14 protein-coding genes are annotated in these 18,309 nt (G+C 71.1%); 9 read left to right on the top strand and 5 right to left on the bottom strand.

Annotated features, from left to right (window positions below):
- Positions 1-53: 53 nt before the first annotated feature.
- Complete coding sequence (locus OG456_RS12390) at positions 54-755, bottom strand: spermidine synthase (protein WP_266560192.1); 702 nt, start codon at positions 753-755, stop codon at positions 54-56.
- A 267-nt stretch (positions 756-1,022) separates the two neighbouring features.
- Here OG456_RS12390 and OG456_RS12385 point away from each other — a divergent pair, with 267 nt between their 5' ends.
- The gene (locus OG456_RS12385) at positions 1,023-1,808 is read left to right on the top strand and encodes a rhomboid-like protein (protein ID WP_323136402.1); all 786 of its coding nucleotides are present in this window, start codon (positions 1,023-1,025) and stop codon (positions 1,806-1,808) included.
- A 174-nt stretch (positions 1,809-1,982) separates the two neighbouring features.
- Positions 1,983-4,397, top strand: coding sequence for an endopeptidase La (lon, locus tag OG456_RS12380; RefSeq protein WP_266560190.1), 2,415 nt, complete (start codon positions 1,983-1,985; stop codon positions 4,395-4,397).
- A gap of 77 nt (positions 4,398-4,474) precedes the next feature.
- On the opposite strand, the gene OG456_RS12375 is transcribed toward lon, so the two are convergent.
- Positions 4,475-5,488 carry a LuxR family transcriptional regulator gene (locus tag OG456_RS12375; protein ID WP_266560188.1) on the bottom strand — a complete coding sequence of 338 codons (1,014 nt, stop codon included), beginning with the start codon at positions 5,486-5,488 and terminating at the stop codon, positions 4,475-4,477.
- Positions 5,489-5,744: 256 nt separating this feature from the next.
- Here OG456_RS12375 and OG456_RS12370 point away from each other — a divergent pair, with 256 nt between their 5' ends.
- Entirely contained in the window at positions 5,745-8,489 is a 2,745-nt protein-coding gene (locus OG456_RS12370; protein WP_266569164.1) for a M4 family metallopeptidase, read from the top strand.
- A gap of 64 nt (positions 8,490-8,553) precedes the next feature.
- Here OG456_RS12370 and OG456_RS12365 read toward each other — a convergent pair whose 3' ends face one another.
- Positions 8,554-9,387, bottom strand: a complete 834-nt coding sequence (locus OG456_RS12365) for a lysozyme (RefSeq protein WP_266560186.1) — start codon at positions 9,385-9,387, stop codon at positions 8,554-8,556.
- Between the two features lie 218 nt (positions 9,388-9,605).
- Here OG456_RS12365 and OG456_RS12360 point away from each other — a divergent pair, with 218 nt between their 5' ends.
- The gene (locus tag OG456_RS12360; protein ID WP_227297195.1) at positions 9,606-10,109 is read left to right on the top strand and encodes a MarR family winged helix-turn-helix transcriptional regulator; all 504 of its coding nucleotides are present in this window, start codon (positions 9,606-9,608) and stop codon (positions 10,107-10,109) included.
- 9 nt (positions 10,110-10,118) lie between these two features.
- On the opposite strand, the gene OG456_RS12355 is transcribed toward OG456_RS12360, so the two are convergent.
- Positions 10,119-10,907 carry a protein phosphatase 2C domain-containing protein gene (locus tag OG456_RS12355; RefSeq protein WP_266560182.1) on the bottom strand — a complete coding sequence of 263 codons (789 nt, stop codon included), beginning with the start codon at positions 10,905-10,907 and terminating at the stop codon, positions 10,119-10,121.
- A gap of 365 nt (positions 10,908-11,272) precedes the next feature.
- Between OG456_RS12355 and OG456_RS12350 the strand changes: the two genes are divergently transcribed.
- Genes OG456_RS12350 through OG456_RS12330 form a run of 5 tightly spaced genes read left to right on the top strand, consistent with a single transcriptional unit; the run spans position 11,273 to position 17,013 of the window.
- A complete protein-coding gene (locus OG456_RS12350; RefSeq protein WP_266560180.1) occupies positions 11,273-14,140 on the top strand; it encodes a nitrate- and nitrite sensing domain-containing protein in 2,868 nt (955 codons plus the stop codon).
- Positions 14,137-14,640: a roadblock/LC7 domain-containing protein gene (locus OG456_RS12345; RefSeq protein ID WP_116510014.1), complete on the top strand. Its 504-nt coding sequence runs from the start codon at positions 14,137-14,139 to the stop codon at positions 14,638-14,640. Before OG456_RS12350 ends, OG456_RS12345 begins: the two co-directional genes overlap by 4 nt.
- On the top strand, positions 14,637-15,062 hold the full coding sequence (locus tag OG456_RS12340) for a DUF742 domain-containing protein (RefSeq protein WP_240654277.1): 426 nt from the start codon (positions 14,637-14,639) through the stop codon (positions 15,060-15,062). Before OG456_RS12345 ends, OG456_RS12340 begins: the two co-directional genes overlap by 4 nt.
- The gene (locus OG456_RS12335; RefSeq protein ID WP_266560175.1) at positions 15,043-15,729 is read left to right on the top strand and encodes an ATP/GTP-binding protein; all 687 of its coding nucleotides are present in this window, start codon (positions 15,043-15,045) and stop codon (positions 15,727-15,729) included. The genes OG456_RS12340 and OG456_RS12335 overlap by 20 nt, the downstream gene beginning before the upstream one ends.
- 33 nt (positions 15,730-15,762) lie before the next feature.
- Positions 15,763-17,013, top strand: coding sequence for a styrene monooxygenase/indole monooxygenase family protein (locus OG456_RS12330; RefSeq protein ID WP_116510012.1), 1,251 nt, complete (start codon positions 15,763-15,765; stop codon positions 17,011-17,013).
- Between the two features lie 22 nt (positions 17,014-17,035).
- Here OG456_RS12330 and OG456_RS12325 read toward each other — a convergent pair whose 3' ends face one another.
- Positions 17,036-18,187, bottom strand: a complete 1,152-nt coding sequence (locus tag OG456_RS12325) for an NlpC/P60 family protein (RefSeq protein WP_266560171.1) — start codon at positions 18,185-18,187, stop codon at positions 17,036-17,038.
- Positions 18,188-18,309 lie beyond the last annotated feature (122 nt).

Genomic DNA, 18,309 nt, shown 5'->3' with positions numbered 1-18,309 from the left:
CTTGAATGATCTGGGTTTCGGCAGTCAGCGTACGGGGAGTTACCGCGAGTCGGCTACGCAGGTCTGACCCCGAGATGTACGACGTCCGGAACGCCCCGGACAACCGGGATCTCTTCGGTGCGGACCGACCGGAATCCGGCATTCCGCAAGGTTCCTTCAAAATTTGCGGAGGGCTGTGCGGACCACACGGCAAGCACGCCACCAGGAGTGAGCCGCGCCCGGCAGGCCGCGAGACCTACCGGTGAGTAGAGGCTGTCATTACCCTCCGTCACTGTCCAGTCGGGCCCGTTGTCGATATCGAGGCACAGTGCGTCGTACGTCTCGGTCGATTCCTGGATGTACGAGACAAGGTCCGCCTCCACAATCTCCGTGCGTGGGTCGGCGAGCGCGGACCGTGACAGCTCGGACAGCGGGCCCTCGCGATGCCAGTCGACGATCGCCGGCTCGCGCTCGACGACGGCGATGCGGCCCCAGCGGGAATTCGCAGCCGCGTGTGTGAGGGAGAATCCGACACCGAGCCCGCCGATGAGAATTCCGGGCGCCGGGCGGTCGTCGAGAGCGTCGAGCGCCGCGTCGACCAGGAGGCGCTCGGAGCGGCCGTCGGACGTGTCCATCAGGAAGCATCCGTTGGCGATGATCTGGAGCAGCGCGCCGTGGCGCCGCAGTACGACCTCTCCGAACGGCCCTTCGCGCCGGTCGAGGACGACGGGGGCGGTGTGGTCGGGGTCGTACGGGATGGGGTACGAGGTGGACATGGCGTCCATCCTGCCGCAACCGGCGGGACGCCTGGCCGTCCCTGTAAACGGAGTTGGGGGCGCTCCTGTGCGGGTCCTGTGGATCATGCCGCACGTGGCGTCGGTCATGGACAGCGCGGGTACGGGAGGCGGAAGCTGGGGCGGGCCGGAAGGGAAAGGATGCCGCAGGTGGAGCGTGGCGTGACGGTCGAGGCCGACGGGGCGGACGTTTCTTCGAGGGCTGTTTCTTCGGGGACTGTTTCTCTCGGGACGCTTTCTTCGGGGACGCTGCCTGAGGCTTCTTCTTCGGGGACGCTGCCTGGGGCTTCGCGGCCCCTGCTCGATGCCGTCCCGGCTCAGCCGGCTGCCTGTGGCACGGCGCCTGCCGCTCCCGGATCCGCGACCGGTGAGCGCATCCCGCCCGGGACCGTCAGCCCCCGGCGTCGGATGCGCCCCTGGCGGTTGCTGCCGACGCCCACGGGGACGCCGTTCACCTTCGCCTACGCCGCCGTGCTCGTCGGCACGTCCCTCTTCGCGCGGTTCGCCGATCCCGGCGTCGTCGCGTCCGCGCTGCGGGGTTCCAGTACCGACGTGGCGCACCTCGCGCACACGCCCGTGTTCGTGCTGGTCGCCAGTGCGCTGTGGATCGCCGGCGGGATCACGTCCCCGTTCGCGATCGGCTTCCTGTTCGTCCTCACGGCGCTGGAGCGCCGGATCGGCGGCCGGCGCACCGCCGGTGTCTTCGTCCTCGGCCACACCGTGGCGACGCTCGCCACCGAGGTGCCCGTCGGGCTCTCCGTGATGGCCGGGCATCTGCCCGCGAGCTCGCTGCACCGCCTCGACTACGGGATCAGCTTCGGCGTGGCCGCGAGCATCGGGGCACTCGCCGGTCTCCTCACGCCCTGGCTGCGCTGGGCCGTGCTCGCCGTCGTCGGCGGGATGCTGGCCGAGGACCTCATCGCGTTCGCGGACCCGATGACGAGCTGGGGTCACCTCCTGGCCCTGGCGAGCGGCGTCGGGACCTGGCCGCTGGTGCGCCGGTGTCGCCTCGCGCCGGGACCGTCCGCAGCCTGACGCGTCACCCGTCCCCCGGTCGGCCGATGGTCGTACACGTCACGCACCCCCTCTGAGCTGTGGCTTTCCCCTGCCCATCCACTGATCGCCGAGAGCGAACAGCGTCTGGGGAACATTCGGGGGCTCACGTGCATTGAGTCGGCATAGCTCAACTTGACTGCTTAAGGGGAGATCATGGCATCGACGTCCACACCGCTCACCCTGCCCGTGCTGCCGCTCGACGACGAGGTCGTGCTGCCCGGAATGGTGGTGCCCCTGGACCTCAACGACAACGACGTACGCGCCGCGGTGGAGGCCGCCCAGGCAGCGGCCCGTTCCAGCGGATCTGTGGGCGGCAGCAAGCCGAAGGTGCTTCTTGTTCCCCGGATCGACGGCACGTACGCGAACACCGGCGTGCTCGGCACCGTCGAGCAGGTGGGCCGGCTCGCCGACGGCGACCCCGGCGCCCTGATCCGTGGCCGCAGCCGCGTACGGATCGGCGCGGGCACGACCGGCCCCGGCGCCGCCCTGTGGGTGGAGGGCCTCGCGGTCGAGGAGAGCGTGCCGGAGCCGCTGCCCGGCTCCGTGACGGAGCTGGTCACCGAATACAAGGCACTCGCCACGAACTGGCTGAAGAAGCGCGGCGCCTGGCAGGTCGTGGACCGCGTCCAGCAGATCGACGACGTCTCCGCGCTCGCCGACAATTCCGGCTACTCGCCCTTCCTGAGCACCCCGCAGAAGGTGGAGCTTCTGGAGACGGCCGACCCGGTCGCCCGGCTCAAGCTGGCCACCGAGCAGCTGCGCGAGCACCTCGCCGAGCAGGACGTGGCCGAGTCCATCGCCAAGGACGTGCAGGAAGGCGTCGACAAGCAGCAGCGCGAGTTCCTGCTGCGGCGCCAGCTGGACGCCGTACGCAAGGAGCTGCGCGAGCTGAACGGCGAGTCGGAGGGCGAGGAGTCCGACGACTACCGCACGCGGGTCGAGGCCGCCGACCTTCCCGAGAAGGTCCGTGAGGCCGCGCTCAAGGAGGTCGAGAAGCTGGAGCGGTCCAGCGACCAGTCCCCCGAGGGCTCGTGGATCCGCACCTGGCTCGACACCGTCCTCGAACTGCCGTGGAACGAGCGCACCGAGGATGAGTACGACATCCAGGGCGCCCAGCGCGTTCTCGACACCGAGCACTCCGGCCTCGAGGACGTGAAGGAGCGCATCACCGAGTACCTGGCCGTGCGCAAGCGGCGTTCCGAGCGCGGGCTCGGCGTCGTCGGCGGACGCAGGGGCGGCGCGGTGCTCGCGCTCGTCGGCCCGCCCGGCGTCGGCAAGACCTCGCTCGGCGAGTCCGTGGCGCACGCCATGGGCCGCAAGTTCGTCCGGGTCGCCCTCGGCGGCGTACGGGACGAGGCGGAGATCCGCGGACACCGGCGTACGTACGTGGGTGCCCTGCCGGGCCGGATCGTGCGTGCGATCAAGGAGGCCGGGTCGATGAACCCGGTCGTGCTGCTCGACGAGATCGACAAGGTGGGGTCCGACTTCCGGGGCGACCCGGCGGCCGCCCTGCTCGAAGTTCTCGACCCGGCGCAGAACCACACGTTCCGCGACCACTACCTGGAGGTCGAACTCGACCTCAGCGACGTCGTGTTCCTCGCGACGGCCAACGTCCTGGAGGCCATCCCGGAGGCCCTGCTCGACCGTATGGAGCTGGTCCGCCTCGACGGCTACACCGAGGACGAGAAGGTCGTCATCGCCCGCGACCACCTGCTCCCGCGCCAGCTGGAGCGGGCCGGTCTGGACCAGGACGAGGTCACCCTCGGTGAGAGCGCGCTGCGCAAGCTCGCGGGGGAGTACACGCGGGAAGCCGGCGTGCGCAACCTGGAGCGGTCCGTCGCACGGCTGCTGAGGAAGGTCGCGGCCCAGCACGAACTGGGCGAGCGCGAGCTGCCGTTCACCGTCGAGGACACAGACCTGCGCAGCCTCATCGGGCGCCCGCACCACGTGCCCGAGGCGGCACAGGACCCGGCCGAGCGCCGTACGGCCGTGCCGGGCGTGGCCACCGGACTGGCGGTCACCGGAGCGGGCGGCGACGTCCTCTACGTGGAGGCGTCCCTCGCCGACCCGGAGACGGGCGCGGCCGGCCTGACCCTGACCGGTCAGCTCGGTGACGTGATGAAGGAGTCGGCGCAGATCGCGCTCTCCTTCCTGCGCTCGCACGGCGCCGAACTGGAGCTGCCCGTCGCCGACCTGAAGGACCGGGGCGTGCACATCCACTTCCCGGCGGGCGCGGTGCCGAAGGACGGTCCGAGCGCGGGTGTCACCATGACGACCGCTCTCGCGTCGCTGCTCAGCGGGCGCCAGGTCCGTACGGATGTGGCCATGACCGGTGAGGTCTCGCTGACCGGGCGTGTGCTGCCGATCGGTGGCGTCAAGCAGAAGCTGCTCGCCGCGCACCGGGCCGGCGTCACCACGGTCGTCATCCCGAAGCGGAACGAGGCGGATCTGGACGACGTCCCCGCCGAGGTCCTGGAGAAGCTGGACGTGCACCCGGTGACGGATGTGCGGCAGGTGCTCGAACTGGCGCTGGCGCCGGCCGCGGTGGAGGTTCCGGTGGCGGCGTGACGGACGCTGCCGGATGACGAAGGCCCGAGTCCCCTTCGGGGCTCGGGCCTTCCGTGTGTGCCCGGTGCGGACGGGCCCTAGTTGATCGGCAGCCAGCCGCGCAGTGCCGCCTGCACCCCCGCCTGGAACCTGGTCTCCGCGTTCAGCACCGCCATCAGCCGGGTGATGCGCCGGCGCACCGTGTGCACATGGACGTCCAGGCGGCGGGCTATCGCCTCGTCCTTGAGTCCTGACGTCAGCAGCGTCAGCAACTCCCGGTCCTCCTCGGTGATCTCCTCGTCCGTGACCGACCCGATGGGCACGGCGCGCTCCCACACCGCGTCGAAGAGCGGCACCAGGGCGTGGCTGAGCAGGGAGTCGCTCACCACCAGGGCGGTTGCGGTCGGGTCCGCCGCGTCGGTCGGCGGGAGCAGCGTGATGCGCCGGTCGACGGTGATCAGCTTGGTCGGTAGATCGGTGCCCACCCGGATCTGGACCCCCTGCTCCGACAGCTCGTTGAGCCCTCGGGCCCGCCCGGGGAAGCTCAGCCCTTCCCGGTCCACGACCACCCGCACACGCGCCCCGCGCCGCGCCGGCGCCGCCACATCCAGTGGGGCCGGCATGCCGTCCGGCTGGCTGGAGGCGTAGGGCGGGCGGTCGATCAGGGCCACCTCCTCGCGCGCCGACACCAGCATTGCGGCGACGCGCTCGGCGATGGCCGGCCCACCGCGCACGGTCTCGATGCCGTTGGCGCGAGGATCCTGCGTGGTGCTCAGGAGCAGCGCGGAGATCCGGTCGACCGATCCGGTCAGTTCCTCCAACTCGGCCGATCTGTACAGCAGTTGGGCCCGATGCTGGTGGAGCAGGCCGCGCAGCGCGGTGGCGGGGGCCACGGGCCGGGGGAGTCCCGGGCCGTCGGCGGTCCCGGTGAAGCCGTGCTCGGCGAGCTGGGCGAGGGCGGCCGTGACCCGGCGTACGGGCAGGCCGAGGGAGCGGGCGAGCGCGGTCCGGGACCCGGGCGAGGACAGGTTCAACAGGGCCTCGTACACCTGGAGCCCGTCGGCTCCGAGTCCGAGCGCCTCCCACTGTGTACCCACCTCGGACTGCCTCACGGCGCCGATTCTCGCCTTGATCACGCAGGGCACACAAGTGTGCACGTCCACAAGTAGGCACCGGAAACGCATTGTTCGCAGGCGTGTACCGGCATTTGCATGTCCGCATCCGATTTCCGTTCACCCGCCCATGGCAGCGAAGGGATCAGTCGTGCGGACTTCAGCGCGCAGAAACAGAGCAGAAAGGTCGGGCGGCACAGCCGTCGGCCAGGGAGTGGCGGCCGTGCTCGCCGCCGCCGGGCTGCTCGTCACCGGCATGACGGCCGCCCACGCCGACACCGCTCCGACGGCGGCCACGGCCACCACCGCCGGCAGTGAGACGGACACCCCGTCCCTGGTGACCGGGCTCAGCGAGGAGGCCGCCGGCACCGGCAGCGCCGCCGACGCCGCCCGCGGGCACCTCAAGGCGAAGAAGAGCCGGTACCACATCGCCGACACCTCGGCGAAGGATCTCTCGGCGGTCTCCACCGACAGCGAGGGCGGCAAGGAAACGGTCCGCCTCCAGCAGAAGTACAAGGGCGTCGACGTCCTCGGCGGCCAGTACTTGGTCCGCATGACGAAAAAGGACGACAAGCGCACCGTCACCGGCACCTCCGGTAACTACTTCACCAGGCTGAAGCTGGATTCGGTCAGCCCGAAGGTCTCGGAGAAGACCGCGATCGAGCGCGCGATCGGTGCCGTCACCTCCCAGCTGGGCGGGGCCCCGCTGCACGCCCCGGCCAAGGGCGAGAAGCCCGACAGCAAGACGTTGACCGGCAAGGCCGTGGACGTGACGATCCTGCCGCAGGGCACCGGTGTGCTCACCCGGCACATCACCGTCACGGGCACCGATCCGGCAGACGGCACGGCCGTCAAGCAGGAGGTGTACGTCGACGCCCACTCCGGCTTCCCGGTCATGCAGTACAGCGGCATCCAGACGTTCGGCGCGACCGCGGCCGCCTCCTCCGGCGCCGCGGCCGGGACCGCGGCGACCCCGGCCGACGCAGCCCCGACGGCCGCCCCGTCGTTCGTGGTCAAGGGCTCCGGCACCCGCTACAACGGCCAGAAGGCCGACCTCAACCTGTACAAGGGCGCCGACGGCACCTACCAGATGTACGACTACGGGTTCCGGGACGCCGCCACCCCGTACAACGGCCCGCTGCTGCAGACCTGGGACGCCCGCGGCAGCGACGTGTCCGAGGCGTCCGGCGCCTGGCCCAGCGGCGCCAAGATCTTCAAGTCGGACACCCCGGACCTCGGCGCGGACTTCACCGACTCCGGTGCGGTCGACGCCCATTGGGCCGCCAACAAGGTGTACGCGTACTACAAGAACCACTTCGGCCGTAAGGGGCTCGACGACAAGGACGGGTACATGTACTCGCTCGTCGGCGTCACCGCGAACGGTCAGCCGTACGACAACGCCTTCTGGGACGGCTCCAAGATGGTGTACGGAAAGGGCGGCGGCGACTTCCGCACCTTCTCCGCGGACACCGACGTCGTCGGCCACGAGATGACCCACGCCGTCACCCAGCACACCGCCAACCTCGTCTACGCGGGCCAGTCCGGCGCGATGAACGAGGCGATCTCCGACTACTTCGGCAACGCCATCGACCTGGAGGCCAACGGCCAGTCGATGGACGATCCGGACTCGGGTCTGCTCGGCGAGGACCTGTGCACCACGCTCAGCCCGCGTGAGTGCGCCCTGCGCGACCTCAACGACGGCCACACCACGGCCAAGGACTTCATCGGCACCAGCTACCGCGGTGACAACGGCGGCGTGCACCTCAACTCGACGATCTTCTCCGGCGCCCTGTGGGACATGCGCCAGGACCTCGGCGCCGAGCTCGCCGACCAGATCGTCTACCGCGCCCTGTCCGCGTACATGACGCCGCTGGACGGCTTCACCGAGGGCCGCGCCGCGGTCATCGCCGCCGCGACGGAACTAGGCGCCACCAAGGACCAGCTGAAGACCGTCAAGCGCTCCTTCGACGCCCACGGCATCGTGCCGGGCTGGGAGAAGGCGCTCGGCGTGGACACCGACACGCTCCTGTCCAAGGTCAACGTGTCCGGCACCGGTGTCGCCGCGGGCGGCGGCAAGTACGCGCTCTCGCGCTCCAACGAGGACGGCAGCGAGCCGTACTCGGTGTGGGCCGGCAACACCAGCGGCAAGGGCACGCCGCAGCAGCTGAGCCCCAACAACGGCAACTACAACGTCTACGCCGCCACCGACGGCAAGAACGTGGCGTGGGCCGAGTTCGCCTACGACGCGGTGAAGATCCACGTGCGCCCGATCGGTGGTGGAATCGACAAGGTCGTCGACGGGATCGGCGCCAACGTCACGTCCGTCCAGCTCGACGGTGACGTCCTCGTGTATACCTACGTCAACCCGCGATCCGGCTTCGAGCAGGCCCGCTACGTCAACATCAAGACCGGCTTCGTCAAGGACCTCGCGTCCAACCCCGTCACCGTGACGGCGCTGGCCTCCGTCCACGACGGCAAGATCGCCTACGCGAAGCTGTGGGGCGAGTCCGACGGTTACAAGCTGGGCGTCGAGGTCTACGACACCGTCACCGGCAAGACCCAGCTCATGCCGATCGACAAGAGCGCGGTCGTCGGCGTCGGCCAGACGGCGATCACCGACGACGGCGTCTCCTGGGTCGAGGACGGCGACGGCACCGACTCCGGTCAGGCCTCCGTGATGCGCGCGAACGCCGACGGCACCGACCGCACCACGATCGTCCCGGAGTCCGGCGCCGGCGCGCTGTACGCGTACCAGCTGACGGCCTCCGACGACGCGGTCACCGTCCTCACGCTGCCGCCGGCCACGTCGTGGGCCAACGAGACGCTGCCGAAGCTGTACCAGGTCGCCCCCGACGGCAAGGGCGGCGCCCAGCGCATCTCCTGCAACCGCGGCGACCAGGTCTACCCGGCCGCCGACGAGGGCCAGCGTGTGCTGTGGCTCGACGGCACCACCGGCTACACGAACCTCGTGAAGCGGGACCGCCCGGCGGGCAACTGCTGACCCGCCCTCGCACGAGCGGCCGGACCCCTGGGGGAGTCCGGCCGCTCTCCGCTCGCTCGCAGGCTCAGCCGTTGGCCAGTGCCTGCAGCCGGTCGTAGGCGCCGTTGAACTTGCTGTGGTCGCCGACCGTCGGGCCGGACGACGTGTACTGCCACATCGTGTAGTAGCCCCAGCCGGCCGGGAGCGTGCCCGGGTCGGTGTTGTAGCGCGCGATCCAGAGCGGGTTGGTCGCCCCGAACGCGCTGGAGTTGCCGGTGCACTCGGTCCACCAGCTCGTCGCCGTGTAGATGACGGCGTCGCGTCCGGTGCGGGCCTTGTACTGGTTCAGGAAGTCGCGGATCCAGCTGACCATTCCGGCCGCGGTCTTGCCGTAGCAGGACGCGCCGTACGGGTTCCACTCGATGTCGAGCGCGCCCGGCAGGGTCCTGCCGTCCCGGGACCAGCCGCCCCCGTGGTCCACGAAGTAGTTGGCCTGGGCGGCGCCGGTCGTCGTGTCCGGGGTCGCGAAGTGGTACGCGCCGCGGATCATGCCGACGTCGTAGGAGCCGTTGTACTGCTGGGCGAAGTACGGGTTCGTGTAGTACGTGCCTTCCGTGGCCTTGACGTAGGCCCACTTCACGCCGCTGTTCCAGAGCGTCGACCAGGCCACGTTGCCGTTGTGGCTGCTGGTGTCCACGCCCTCGGTCTGGACGGCCTTGTCGCCGGCGGGCAGACCGCCTCGACCGTCGTGCTCGGCGACGCCCATGCCCATCGTGGCGGAGCCACGGGCGGGGACGTCGGCGGCCTGGGCCGCGGTGGGCAGGGTGAACAGCAGCGAGAGCGCTGCGAGGATGACTCCGGCCGCCGGGAAGCGCCTGAGGCGCGGGCGGCGGACGGTTCCGGATCTGTGCACGGGCATTGCGTGCCTCCGAAGGCCTCGTTGAGCTTCTGTGAGCTCGGTGGGGGGACCTTTCGACATGTCGCTGGTGTGGACATGTCACCAATGAAGCTACGCACGTAGACCGCCTGGAGGGAAGGGGGCCCGGATGCTGCCGTTGGTCTACTCCTGCGAAATACTGGCGGAGCTGCGGCAATGGCCGCGAATGGCGGAAACTTTCAGAAACGGGAAACCCTGGCATGGGTGCTGACGTGCACGAGGACGGGAACGGCGCGCGGCCGGGCGCCGAATTCGACGCGACGGAGAGTGGTGTGGACCACGAATTCTTGTCCCTGGAAAGGGAGTTGACGGTCTTCCTCAGGCGAGCCCGCGCGTCCTCCGGCGAGATGGCGCGCGCCGTACACCCGGACCTCGAACCCGCCGCCTACGGACTCCTCGCGCGCCTGGAGGAGTGCGGCCGGCAGCGGGCCACGGAACTCGCCGCGTACGTCGGCGTCGGCAAGGCCACCATGAGCCGGCAGCTGCGCGCCCTTGAGGACCTCGGTCTCGTCGCCCGCGAACCCGACCCCGCCGACGGCCGCGCCTGGCTCGTGCACCTCACCGACGAGGGCCGCGCCAACTTCCGGCAGGTCCGCGACGCCCGCCGTGCCACGTACGTGCGCCAGCTCGCGGGCTGGGACCGCAGCGAGGTGGCGGAACTGGCTCGGCTGCTTCACCAGTTGAACGCGGGCGCCGAGAGCTAGAGCCAGGGCCTACAGCTCCACGTACACCGCCGTCGCGTCGTCGTGGGTCTTGCTGCGCCGCAGGAAGACCCGGTCCCGCTCGTCCGCGTCCTCCAGGGCCCGTACGCGGGCGATCGCCGCCTCGGCGCCCTCCTTGCGTACGAGCGCGAACAGGTCCGCCCAGTCGCCCTCGCGGAACTTCTCGACCCAGCGCGTGACTCCGTCGGTCAGCGCCACGAGCGTGCGCGCCCGCGCGCGGGGGAGTTCACCCGTGACCGCTCGGGCGGCGGCCGAGGGGTCGGCGGCGGCCGTGAAGAAGCCGCCCTCCTTGTTGCGCACGGTCGCGTCGGCCACCTCGTCCGAGACGAGAAGGGAGCGCGGCACGCGGTCGAGCCGGTCGTCCACCAGTGCCGTGACAGATCCGGACGCGGCCTCGACCAGCAACACCGAGTCGGACAGCACCAGATACTCGACCCGCTCCGCGTCCCACCGCGCCAGGACCACGGTTGCCTGGGGCGTACGCGGGTGAGAAAGGTCACAGGCTTGCCGATGGGCGTCGGCGGTGCGGCGGATTGCCTCGGCGAGGACGGCGGTCAACGTCATATCCCGCCGCGAAACGGACAGTTCACCCAGTGCGCCGCCCAGCCGGGCCGTGAACCAGGGGACGGAATGCAGACAGCCGCTCTCGCCCCGGGGTGGTGTGACCCCGTCCAGGACCACCAGCGTTCCCCCTTGTCCGGAGGCGGGTACGGCCGCCGAGGCGAAGTCCTCGTTGGGCCGGTCGGGGTTTCCGGGCTCCGTCGCGAGTTCGATGCGCATCCGGCCAGTCTGCACGAGGCCTTCACAAGAGGCCCGTTGAGCCGGGAGTTGGGTCGCATCGGCAGGTCAGACGCCTGGTTTCGACCGGAATGATCAACTCCGTCGGGGAGTGGCGGGGCATCTTGCCAAAGCCTGTGAGAGACGTCCAACCGGCGCCCCGTTCGGGCCCCGTGCCCATGCCACCGGGACTTGCTCCCCAACTCCCGCTCGATGTTCACTCCTTCGGGTGGCTGGCTAGGTGATGCGCGACCACTGCTCACCGGCACTGGAATGGTCTGGAGCCATACCAGGGGGCGCGCGCGTTGACAGATCGTCACCCGGGCCCATGGGTAGACGAGTCAGGAATGCGAGCACCGGTGCGGAAGATGCGGCCTCGACGCAAGGGCAAGCAAGCGGCCTCCGAAGCGGACGAGGGGCGCACGACGGTTCCCGCGGGATCCGCCGCGCACGCCCCGGCGGGCACCCCCGCCGACCCCGGAGGACGACGCACCGCGCGGGTGCGCAACCGGCTCATCATCGCCGTAGCGGTCGTCGCCGCGGCGATCGCCGGTTCTGCCGCACCCGCCCTCATGACCGCGTCCGGTCAGGTCAGCGACTCGCAGGAGCTCGTCGACCTCGCGGCACGGACCCAGCAGACCGTCACGCTCTCCCACTCCCTGGCCGACGAGCGCGACGAGGTCACCGCCTTCATCGCCGCCGGGCGGCCCAAGGGACAGGGGCTCTCCGAGAGCCGCAGCGCCCGCGTCGACCGGCAGCTCGATGAGCTCCGCACCGACGCCCCGGCCCCCCTGCGACACGACCTCGCCGGCATCGCGGCCGTCCGCCGGGCCGCGCTCACCGGCAAGGGCAGCGCCCTCGAGGCGCACAAGGCGTACTCCGGCGCGATCGACGAGCTGCACAGCACCGCCGAGCAGCTCGCCGAGAGCACCCCGCCCCGCGCGGGCTCCGGAGCGCACGCCTTCGCCGACCTCGACCGGGCCGTCGAGCAGGCCTCCGCCGCGCGCGGGCTCCTGCTCGCCGCGTTCGCCGTACCCCGCACCAACCAGACGTCCACGATCATCGACCCGGTCACCGGACTCCCGAAGACGGTCGTCTCCCAGGACTCCGCCGACGGCAAGCAGCGCGACGCCCTGAGCGCCGCCGCCCAGCAGGCCCACGTACGCGAACAGGCCGCGCTCGCCGACTTCGAGGACGCCGCCCCGGCCGCGTCCGTCGCCTCCTACGGCGCCACGGTCACCGGGCCCGACGTCACCAAGGCCGACAAGTACCTGGCCGCCCTCACGGACGAGCCCACGCTGTCCGCCGACGACCTCGCAGCCAGCCCCAAGAACGTCGACGCCGCGCTCTCCGCCCGTATCGACCTGATGCGCGGCGCCGAGTCGTCCCTCTACGACCGGCGCACCAAGGACCTCGCCCTGATGCGCGACGACGACGTCACCGCGCTCGAGGTCCGTATCGCGCTGGCCGGTCTGTGCCTGCTCGTCGCCGTCGGCGTCTCGATGGCCGTGGCCCGCACGCTGACCAGGCCGCTCGCGGTGCTCCGCCTCGGCTCGGCCCGGCTCGCCGCGGACCCGGCGAGCGAGGAGCCGGTCAAGTTCACCGGCCGCAACGATGAGTTCGCCCAGGTCGTACGGTCCGTCAACGCACTGCACGCGCACGCACTCGGCCTCCACGAGCGCCTCACCACGCTCGAGGCCGACCGCAAGCACCTGATCGGCCAGCGCGCGACCATGGCCGACGAGCGCGAGAAGCTGCGCGCCGAACTCGCCTCGGCCGCGGGGCACCTGGACCGGGTCCGGCACAGCATCCACGGCACGTTCGTGAATCTCGCCCTGCGCACCCTCGGCCTCGTGGAGCGCCAGCTCGGCGTCATCGAGAACCTGGAGGAGCGCGAGCAGGACCCCGAGCGCCTCGCGACCCTCTTCAAGCTCGACCACTTCGCCACCGTCATGCGGCGGCACAGCGAGAACCTCCTCGTCCTCGCCGGCGCCGAGCACGGCCACGGAAACCCCGGCGCCGTCCCGCTGGTCGACGTCGTGCGCGCCGCGGTCAGCGAGATCGAGCGCTACGAGCGGGTCCGGATCTCCGCCCTCCCGCCGCACGCGCACCTCGCCGGGTTCGCCGCCGACGACCTCAGCCACCTCGTCGCCGAAGTCCTGGAGAACGCCACCTCGTTCTCGCCGCCCGACGCCTCCGTCGAGGTGTCCGGCTGGCTCCTGGAGAGCGGCGAGGTCATGCTCTCCGTCCAGGACGAGGGCATCGGCATGACCGACGAGCGGATGAAGGAGCTCAACGCCCGCCTCGCCGCCTTCGCGGACGACGAGATGTTCGAGCCCGAGGACGGTGACGGCCTCGGCCTCGGCCTGTACGTCGTGGCCCGCCTCGCCGCGCGCCACGGTGTGCGGGTGCAGCTGCGCGAGCAGAAGCAGGGCGGGATCGCCGTCGTCATCGTGCTGCCCAGGGCGCTCCTCGCGGCGGCCCCCGCGGCAGCCGCGCCCCCGCGGGTCCCGGTGGCCGGCGCCGCGCCCGCCGTGCACCTGCCCGGATCCGAGGCCGAGGCCAACTCCAATGTCCTGAGCAGCCGTTCCAAGGACGGCCACGACCCGCTGATCGCCGCGGCGGAGCACGCCGTCCGGGAAGCGGGAACGGACGCCGAAGTGGCGCGGGAGCCCGAGGCGGACCCCGAACCGCAGCGCACGCAGCCCACGGTCCCGGTCGAGTCGCCCGCCGAGACGACCATGACCCTGACCGCGCCGATCCCGGCCGTCGACCCGGAGCCGGTACGCGCCGTCGACCCGGGACCCGTACCGGCGGCGGCCCCCGAGCCCGCGCCGCGGCCCCTGCACCTCGACGACGAGCCCGCGCACGAGCGGGTCGCCGACGAGACAGGCACCGCGGAGACCAGCGGCATCCCGGGCCTGCCCACCCGGCCCAAGGCCGACACGCCTCCCGCCCCCGAGGCGGCGGGCGAGCCCGTGATCCCCGCGGCCCGCACCTCGCAGTGGGAGCGCGTCACGGACAAGGGCCTGCCCAAGAGGACCCCCAAGATCTCGGCCCCCGCGCCCGCCGCGGCGCCGCGCACCGGATCCGTCGACGCCGACGCCCTGCGCCGCCGCCTCGGCGGATTCCACCAGGGGGCCAACAAAGGCCGGCGGGACGTCGAGGCCGAGATCGGCGGAACGGATCCGTCCGCAGAACCCAAGGGGGACACAGTCGAGGAGGCAAGCAGTTGACTGCGCCCAGTCGCACGCCGAGTGCGTCCACCCCTGGATTCGGACTCAGCACCGAAGCCCGCAACCTGCACTGGCTGCTGACCAATCTGGTGGAGGAGGTGCCAGGGCTCCTCTCGGTCGCGGTCGTCTCCTCCGACGGGCTGCTCCTGCTCTCCTCCGACCCCGGCAGGAACAGTGAGCGCCCCGCCGACCACAGCGGCGGACCCAAGGGATCCAGCGCCGACCTGGCCACGATCGTGTCCGGCGTCGGCAGCCTCACCATCGGCGCCGCCAAGCTGATGGACGGCGGCAGCGTCAAGCAGACCATGGTCGCGATGGAGGAAGGCAGCCTCTTCGTCATGTCCATCAGCGACGGCTCACTGCTCGGCGTGCACGCCACCCCGGACTGCGACATGAGCGTCGTCGCCTATCACATGGCGCTCTTCGTCGGCCGTGCCGGGCACGTCCTCACGCCCGAACTCCGCAGTGAACTGCGCCAGTCGATGGAGAACGCCAAGTGAGCAGCAGCATCACGAATCTCAGTACCGGCGGCCCGAAACTTCCCACCCGGGGCGGCGACCGCAAGCCGGCCCGGGTGCGCCCCTACTCGCTCACCGGCGGCCGCACCCGCTTCGGCCATGTGCTGCTCGTCGAGACGTTCGTCGCCGCGCTCGAAGCGCCCGAGGAACGCCTCGAGATAGGCCAGGGCACGCTCTCGACACGGATCATGCCGGAGATGCGGGCGATCGTGGAGCTGTGCCGCCGCATGCGCACGGTCGCCGAGATCGCAGCGCTCCTGAAGATGCCCCTCGGCGTGGTCCGCGTACTGCTCAGCGACCTCGCCGACCAGGGAAAGATCCGCGTTTACGGAACCGGCCACGGCCCGGGCCAGCCGGACCGCGCACTGCTTGAAAGGGTGCTGAGTGGACTCCGTCGTCTCTGAAGGCGTCACCGAGGGCGCCACCACGCCCGCCTTCGTACCTGCCCAGCCGTCGTCCGGCCGTGATGCCGTCGCCTTCGAGCCCCAGGAGGAGCTCCAGGCCTGGCAGACGGACCGCACCCGCGCCCCGATCGCCACGAAGATAGTGGTGGCCGGCGGCTTCGGCGTCGGCAAGACCACACTCGTCACCGCCGTCTCGGAGATCCAGCCCCTCCAGACGGAGGCGCTGATGACCCAGGCGAGTGAGGAGACCGACGACCTCACCGCCACCCCCGACAAGACCACGACCACGGTCGCCATGGACTTCGGGCGGATCACGCTCGACGACGACCTGGTGCTCTACCTCTTCGGCACACCGGGGCAGCAGCGCTTCTGGTTCATGTGGGACGACCTGGTGCGCGGCGCGATCGGCGCGGTCGTGCTCGCCGACACCCGGCGGCTGCCCGACTGCTTCCCGGCCCTCGACTACTTCGAGAGCTGCGGGCTCCCGTACGTCGTCGCCGTCAACCACTTCGACGGCTCCGACGAGTTCGCGGCCGCCGACGTGCGCGAGGCCCTGACGGTGCCGCCGCACATCCCTGTCCTCATCATGGACGCGCGGCAGCGCATCTCGGTCGTCGAGACCCTCCTGGCCCTCGTCGGCCACGCGCTCGACGCCACCCCCGAATAGCCACCACCCCTCAGCAGTAGAAGAGGCACCCGCATGCGGAAGATACTCGTCGTCGGAGCCGGCCAGTCCGGTCTCCAGCTCGCCCTCGGCCTCCAGTCGAACGGGTACGAGGTCACCCTGATGTCCAACCGCACCGCGGACGAGATCCGGTCCGGCCGGGTCATGTCCACGCAGTGCATGTTCGACACGGCGCTCCAGCACGAGCGCGACCTTCAGGTGAACTTCTGGGAGTCCCAGGCCCCCAAGATCGAGGGCCTCGGCGTCTCCGTAGCCGCCCCCGGCTCCTTCGACCCGGGCCCCTCGCAGCGCGCCATCGACTGGGTGGGCAAGCTCGACGGCTACGCGCAGTCCGTCGACCAGCGCGTGAAGATGGCCGGCTGGATGGAGACGTTCGCGCAGCGCGGCGGGCAGCTCGTCATCCACGGCGCCGCGGTCTCCGACCTCGACTACTTCGCCCGCACCTACGACCTGGTGCTCGTCTCCGCCGGCAAGGGCGAGCTGGTCTCGATGTTCGGCCGCGACGCCTCGCGTTCCCCGTACGCCGAGCCGCAGCGCGCGCTGGCCGTCGCGTACGTGCACGGCATGGGCCCCCGCCCCGAGCACCCGGACTTCGACGCGGTGCGCTGCAACCTGGTGCCCGGCGTCGGCGAGCTGTTCGTGATGCCGACCCTCACCACCTCGGGCCGCGCGGACATCCTGTTCTGGGAGGGCATCCCCGGTGGTCCGCTGGACGCCTTCAAGGGCGTCAAGGACCCCTCGGAGCACCTGGCCCTCACCCTGGAGCTGATGGAGAAGTTCACGCCCTGGGAGTACGCGCGCGCCACGAAGGTCGAGCTGACCGACGCCAACGCGACCCTCGCGGGCCGTTACGCGCCGACCGTCCGCAACCCGATCGGGCGGCTGCCCGGCGGCGGCGCGGTCCTCGGTGTCGCCGACGTCGTCGTCGCCAACGACCCGATCACGGGCCAGGGTTCGAACTCGGCGTCCAAGTGCGCCGCCTCGTACCTCGACTCCATCGTCGAGCACGGCGACAAGCCGTTCGACGAGGAGTGGATGCAGTCCACCTTCGACCGCTACTGGGACACCGCGCAGCACGTCGTGAAGTGGACCAACGCGATGCTGGGCGTCCCGCCGGAGCACGTCCTCAACCTGATCGGCGCCGCCGGCCAGCTCCAGCCGGTCGCCGACCGCTTCGCGAACGGCTTCAACAACCCGGCCGACTTCGAGAACTTCTTCTATGAGCCCGAGAAGACGAACGCGTACCTGGCCTCCGTCTCCGGCTGATCCGCGGCGGGGCGCGCACCGGTCAGCCGGTGGGCGCCCCCGCGGCGCCGTTTCCGGTGTCGTCGCCGCCCGTCGCGCCCCCGGGCAGCTTCGGCGGGGTGTAGTCCTTCATCGACGTGGCGCCCTGATCGGGGCGGACGGCGCCGAGCAGCGGGTTGGCCGCGATCGGCGACACCTTGACCTTCGCGCCCGGCCGTGGCGCCTGCACCACCATGCCGTCGCCCAGGTACATCGCCACGTGCGTGGCCTCGGGGAAGTACACGACGAGGTCCCCGGGCCGCAGCGCGTTCAGCGGGACGCGGGGCAGTCGCGCCCACTGCTCCTGCGACGTGCGGGGGATGGCCTCGCCCGCGTGCTCCCACGCCTTCGACGTGAGCCCCGAGCAGTCGAACGCCGCGGGCCCTTCCGCGCCCCACACGTACGGCTTCCCGATCTGTTGCACCGCGTACGCGAGTGCCGTGTCCCCGGCCCGCGACGGCGCCCGCCGCGAGCTGAGCGCGCCCGACGCCATGAACGTCTTCTGGGCCTTCGCCATCCCCGTGTCCTCCAGGCGGGTCAGCTCGGCGAGCTGGTCCGCGCTGAGCGAGGCGAGCAGCTTCTCGACGTCCTTGAGGCGGGCCCGGACCGCGTCCCGGTCCTTCTTCTGCCGATCCGAGAGCCGGGTCTGCTCGGAGAGCGCCTTGCGTGCCCGGGCGGCCAGGTCGTCGGCGCGCTTCTCGCCACCGACGAGCCGGTCCACGGTCGCGATGCGCTCCTGGGCCACCCGCCGGATCACATGGCCCTGGTCGAGGGCGTGCTGCGGGTCGCGGGCGAGGAGCAGGCGCACGTAGGGGGAGAAGTTGCTGCTGCCCTGGTACTGCTCGCGGGCGAGGCGGCCTGCCGCGTCGCGGCTGTCGTGGAGCGAGGTGCGGGCCGTGGCCAGCTTGCGGGCCAGGTCACCGGCCGTCTTCTGACGCTTCTTGAGCTTCTCCGCTGTCGCGTTGTACGTCTCGGTGGCCTTCTCGGCCTCCTGGTACAGACGCTGAAGATCCGTCAGAAGTGTGGCGACGGACTTGCCGCCCGCCGCCGGAAGGGGGGCGGGGTTCGTGGCGGTTGCGGCGGTCGCGGGTCCCGGCGCCGCGAGCATTGAGGCCACCGTCGCGGCACAGGCCCACCGTAGAAGGCTTCCTGACACGTCATCACCTCCGGTGCGGGGCGGCCCGTCCGTCCCGCACCGAGAGCATCGACACGTCCGCCTGCCCGTGCGTCGCCTGCTGGGCGGTTCGGCCCAAGGACCTCACCCGGCCGGGGGACTCC

It is taken from the genome of Streptomyces sp. NBC_01446, from assembly GCF_026340095.1.
GTDB lineage: Bacteria > Actinomycetota > Actinomycetes > Streptomycetales > Streptomycetaceae > Streptomyces > Streptomyces aureus.
This window is presented reverse-complemented; position numbering and strand designations above follow the sequence as displayed.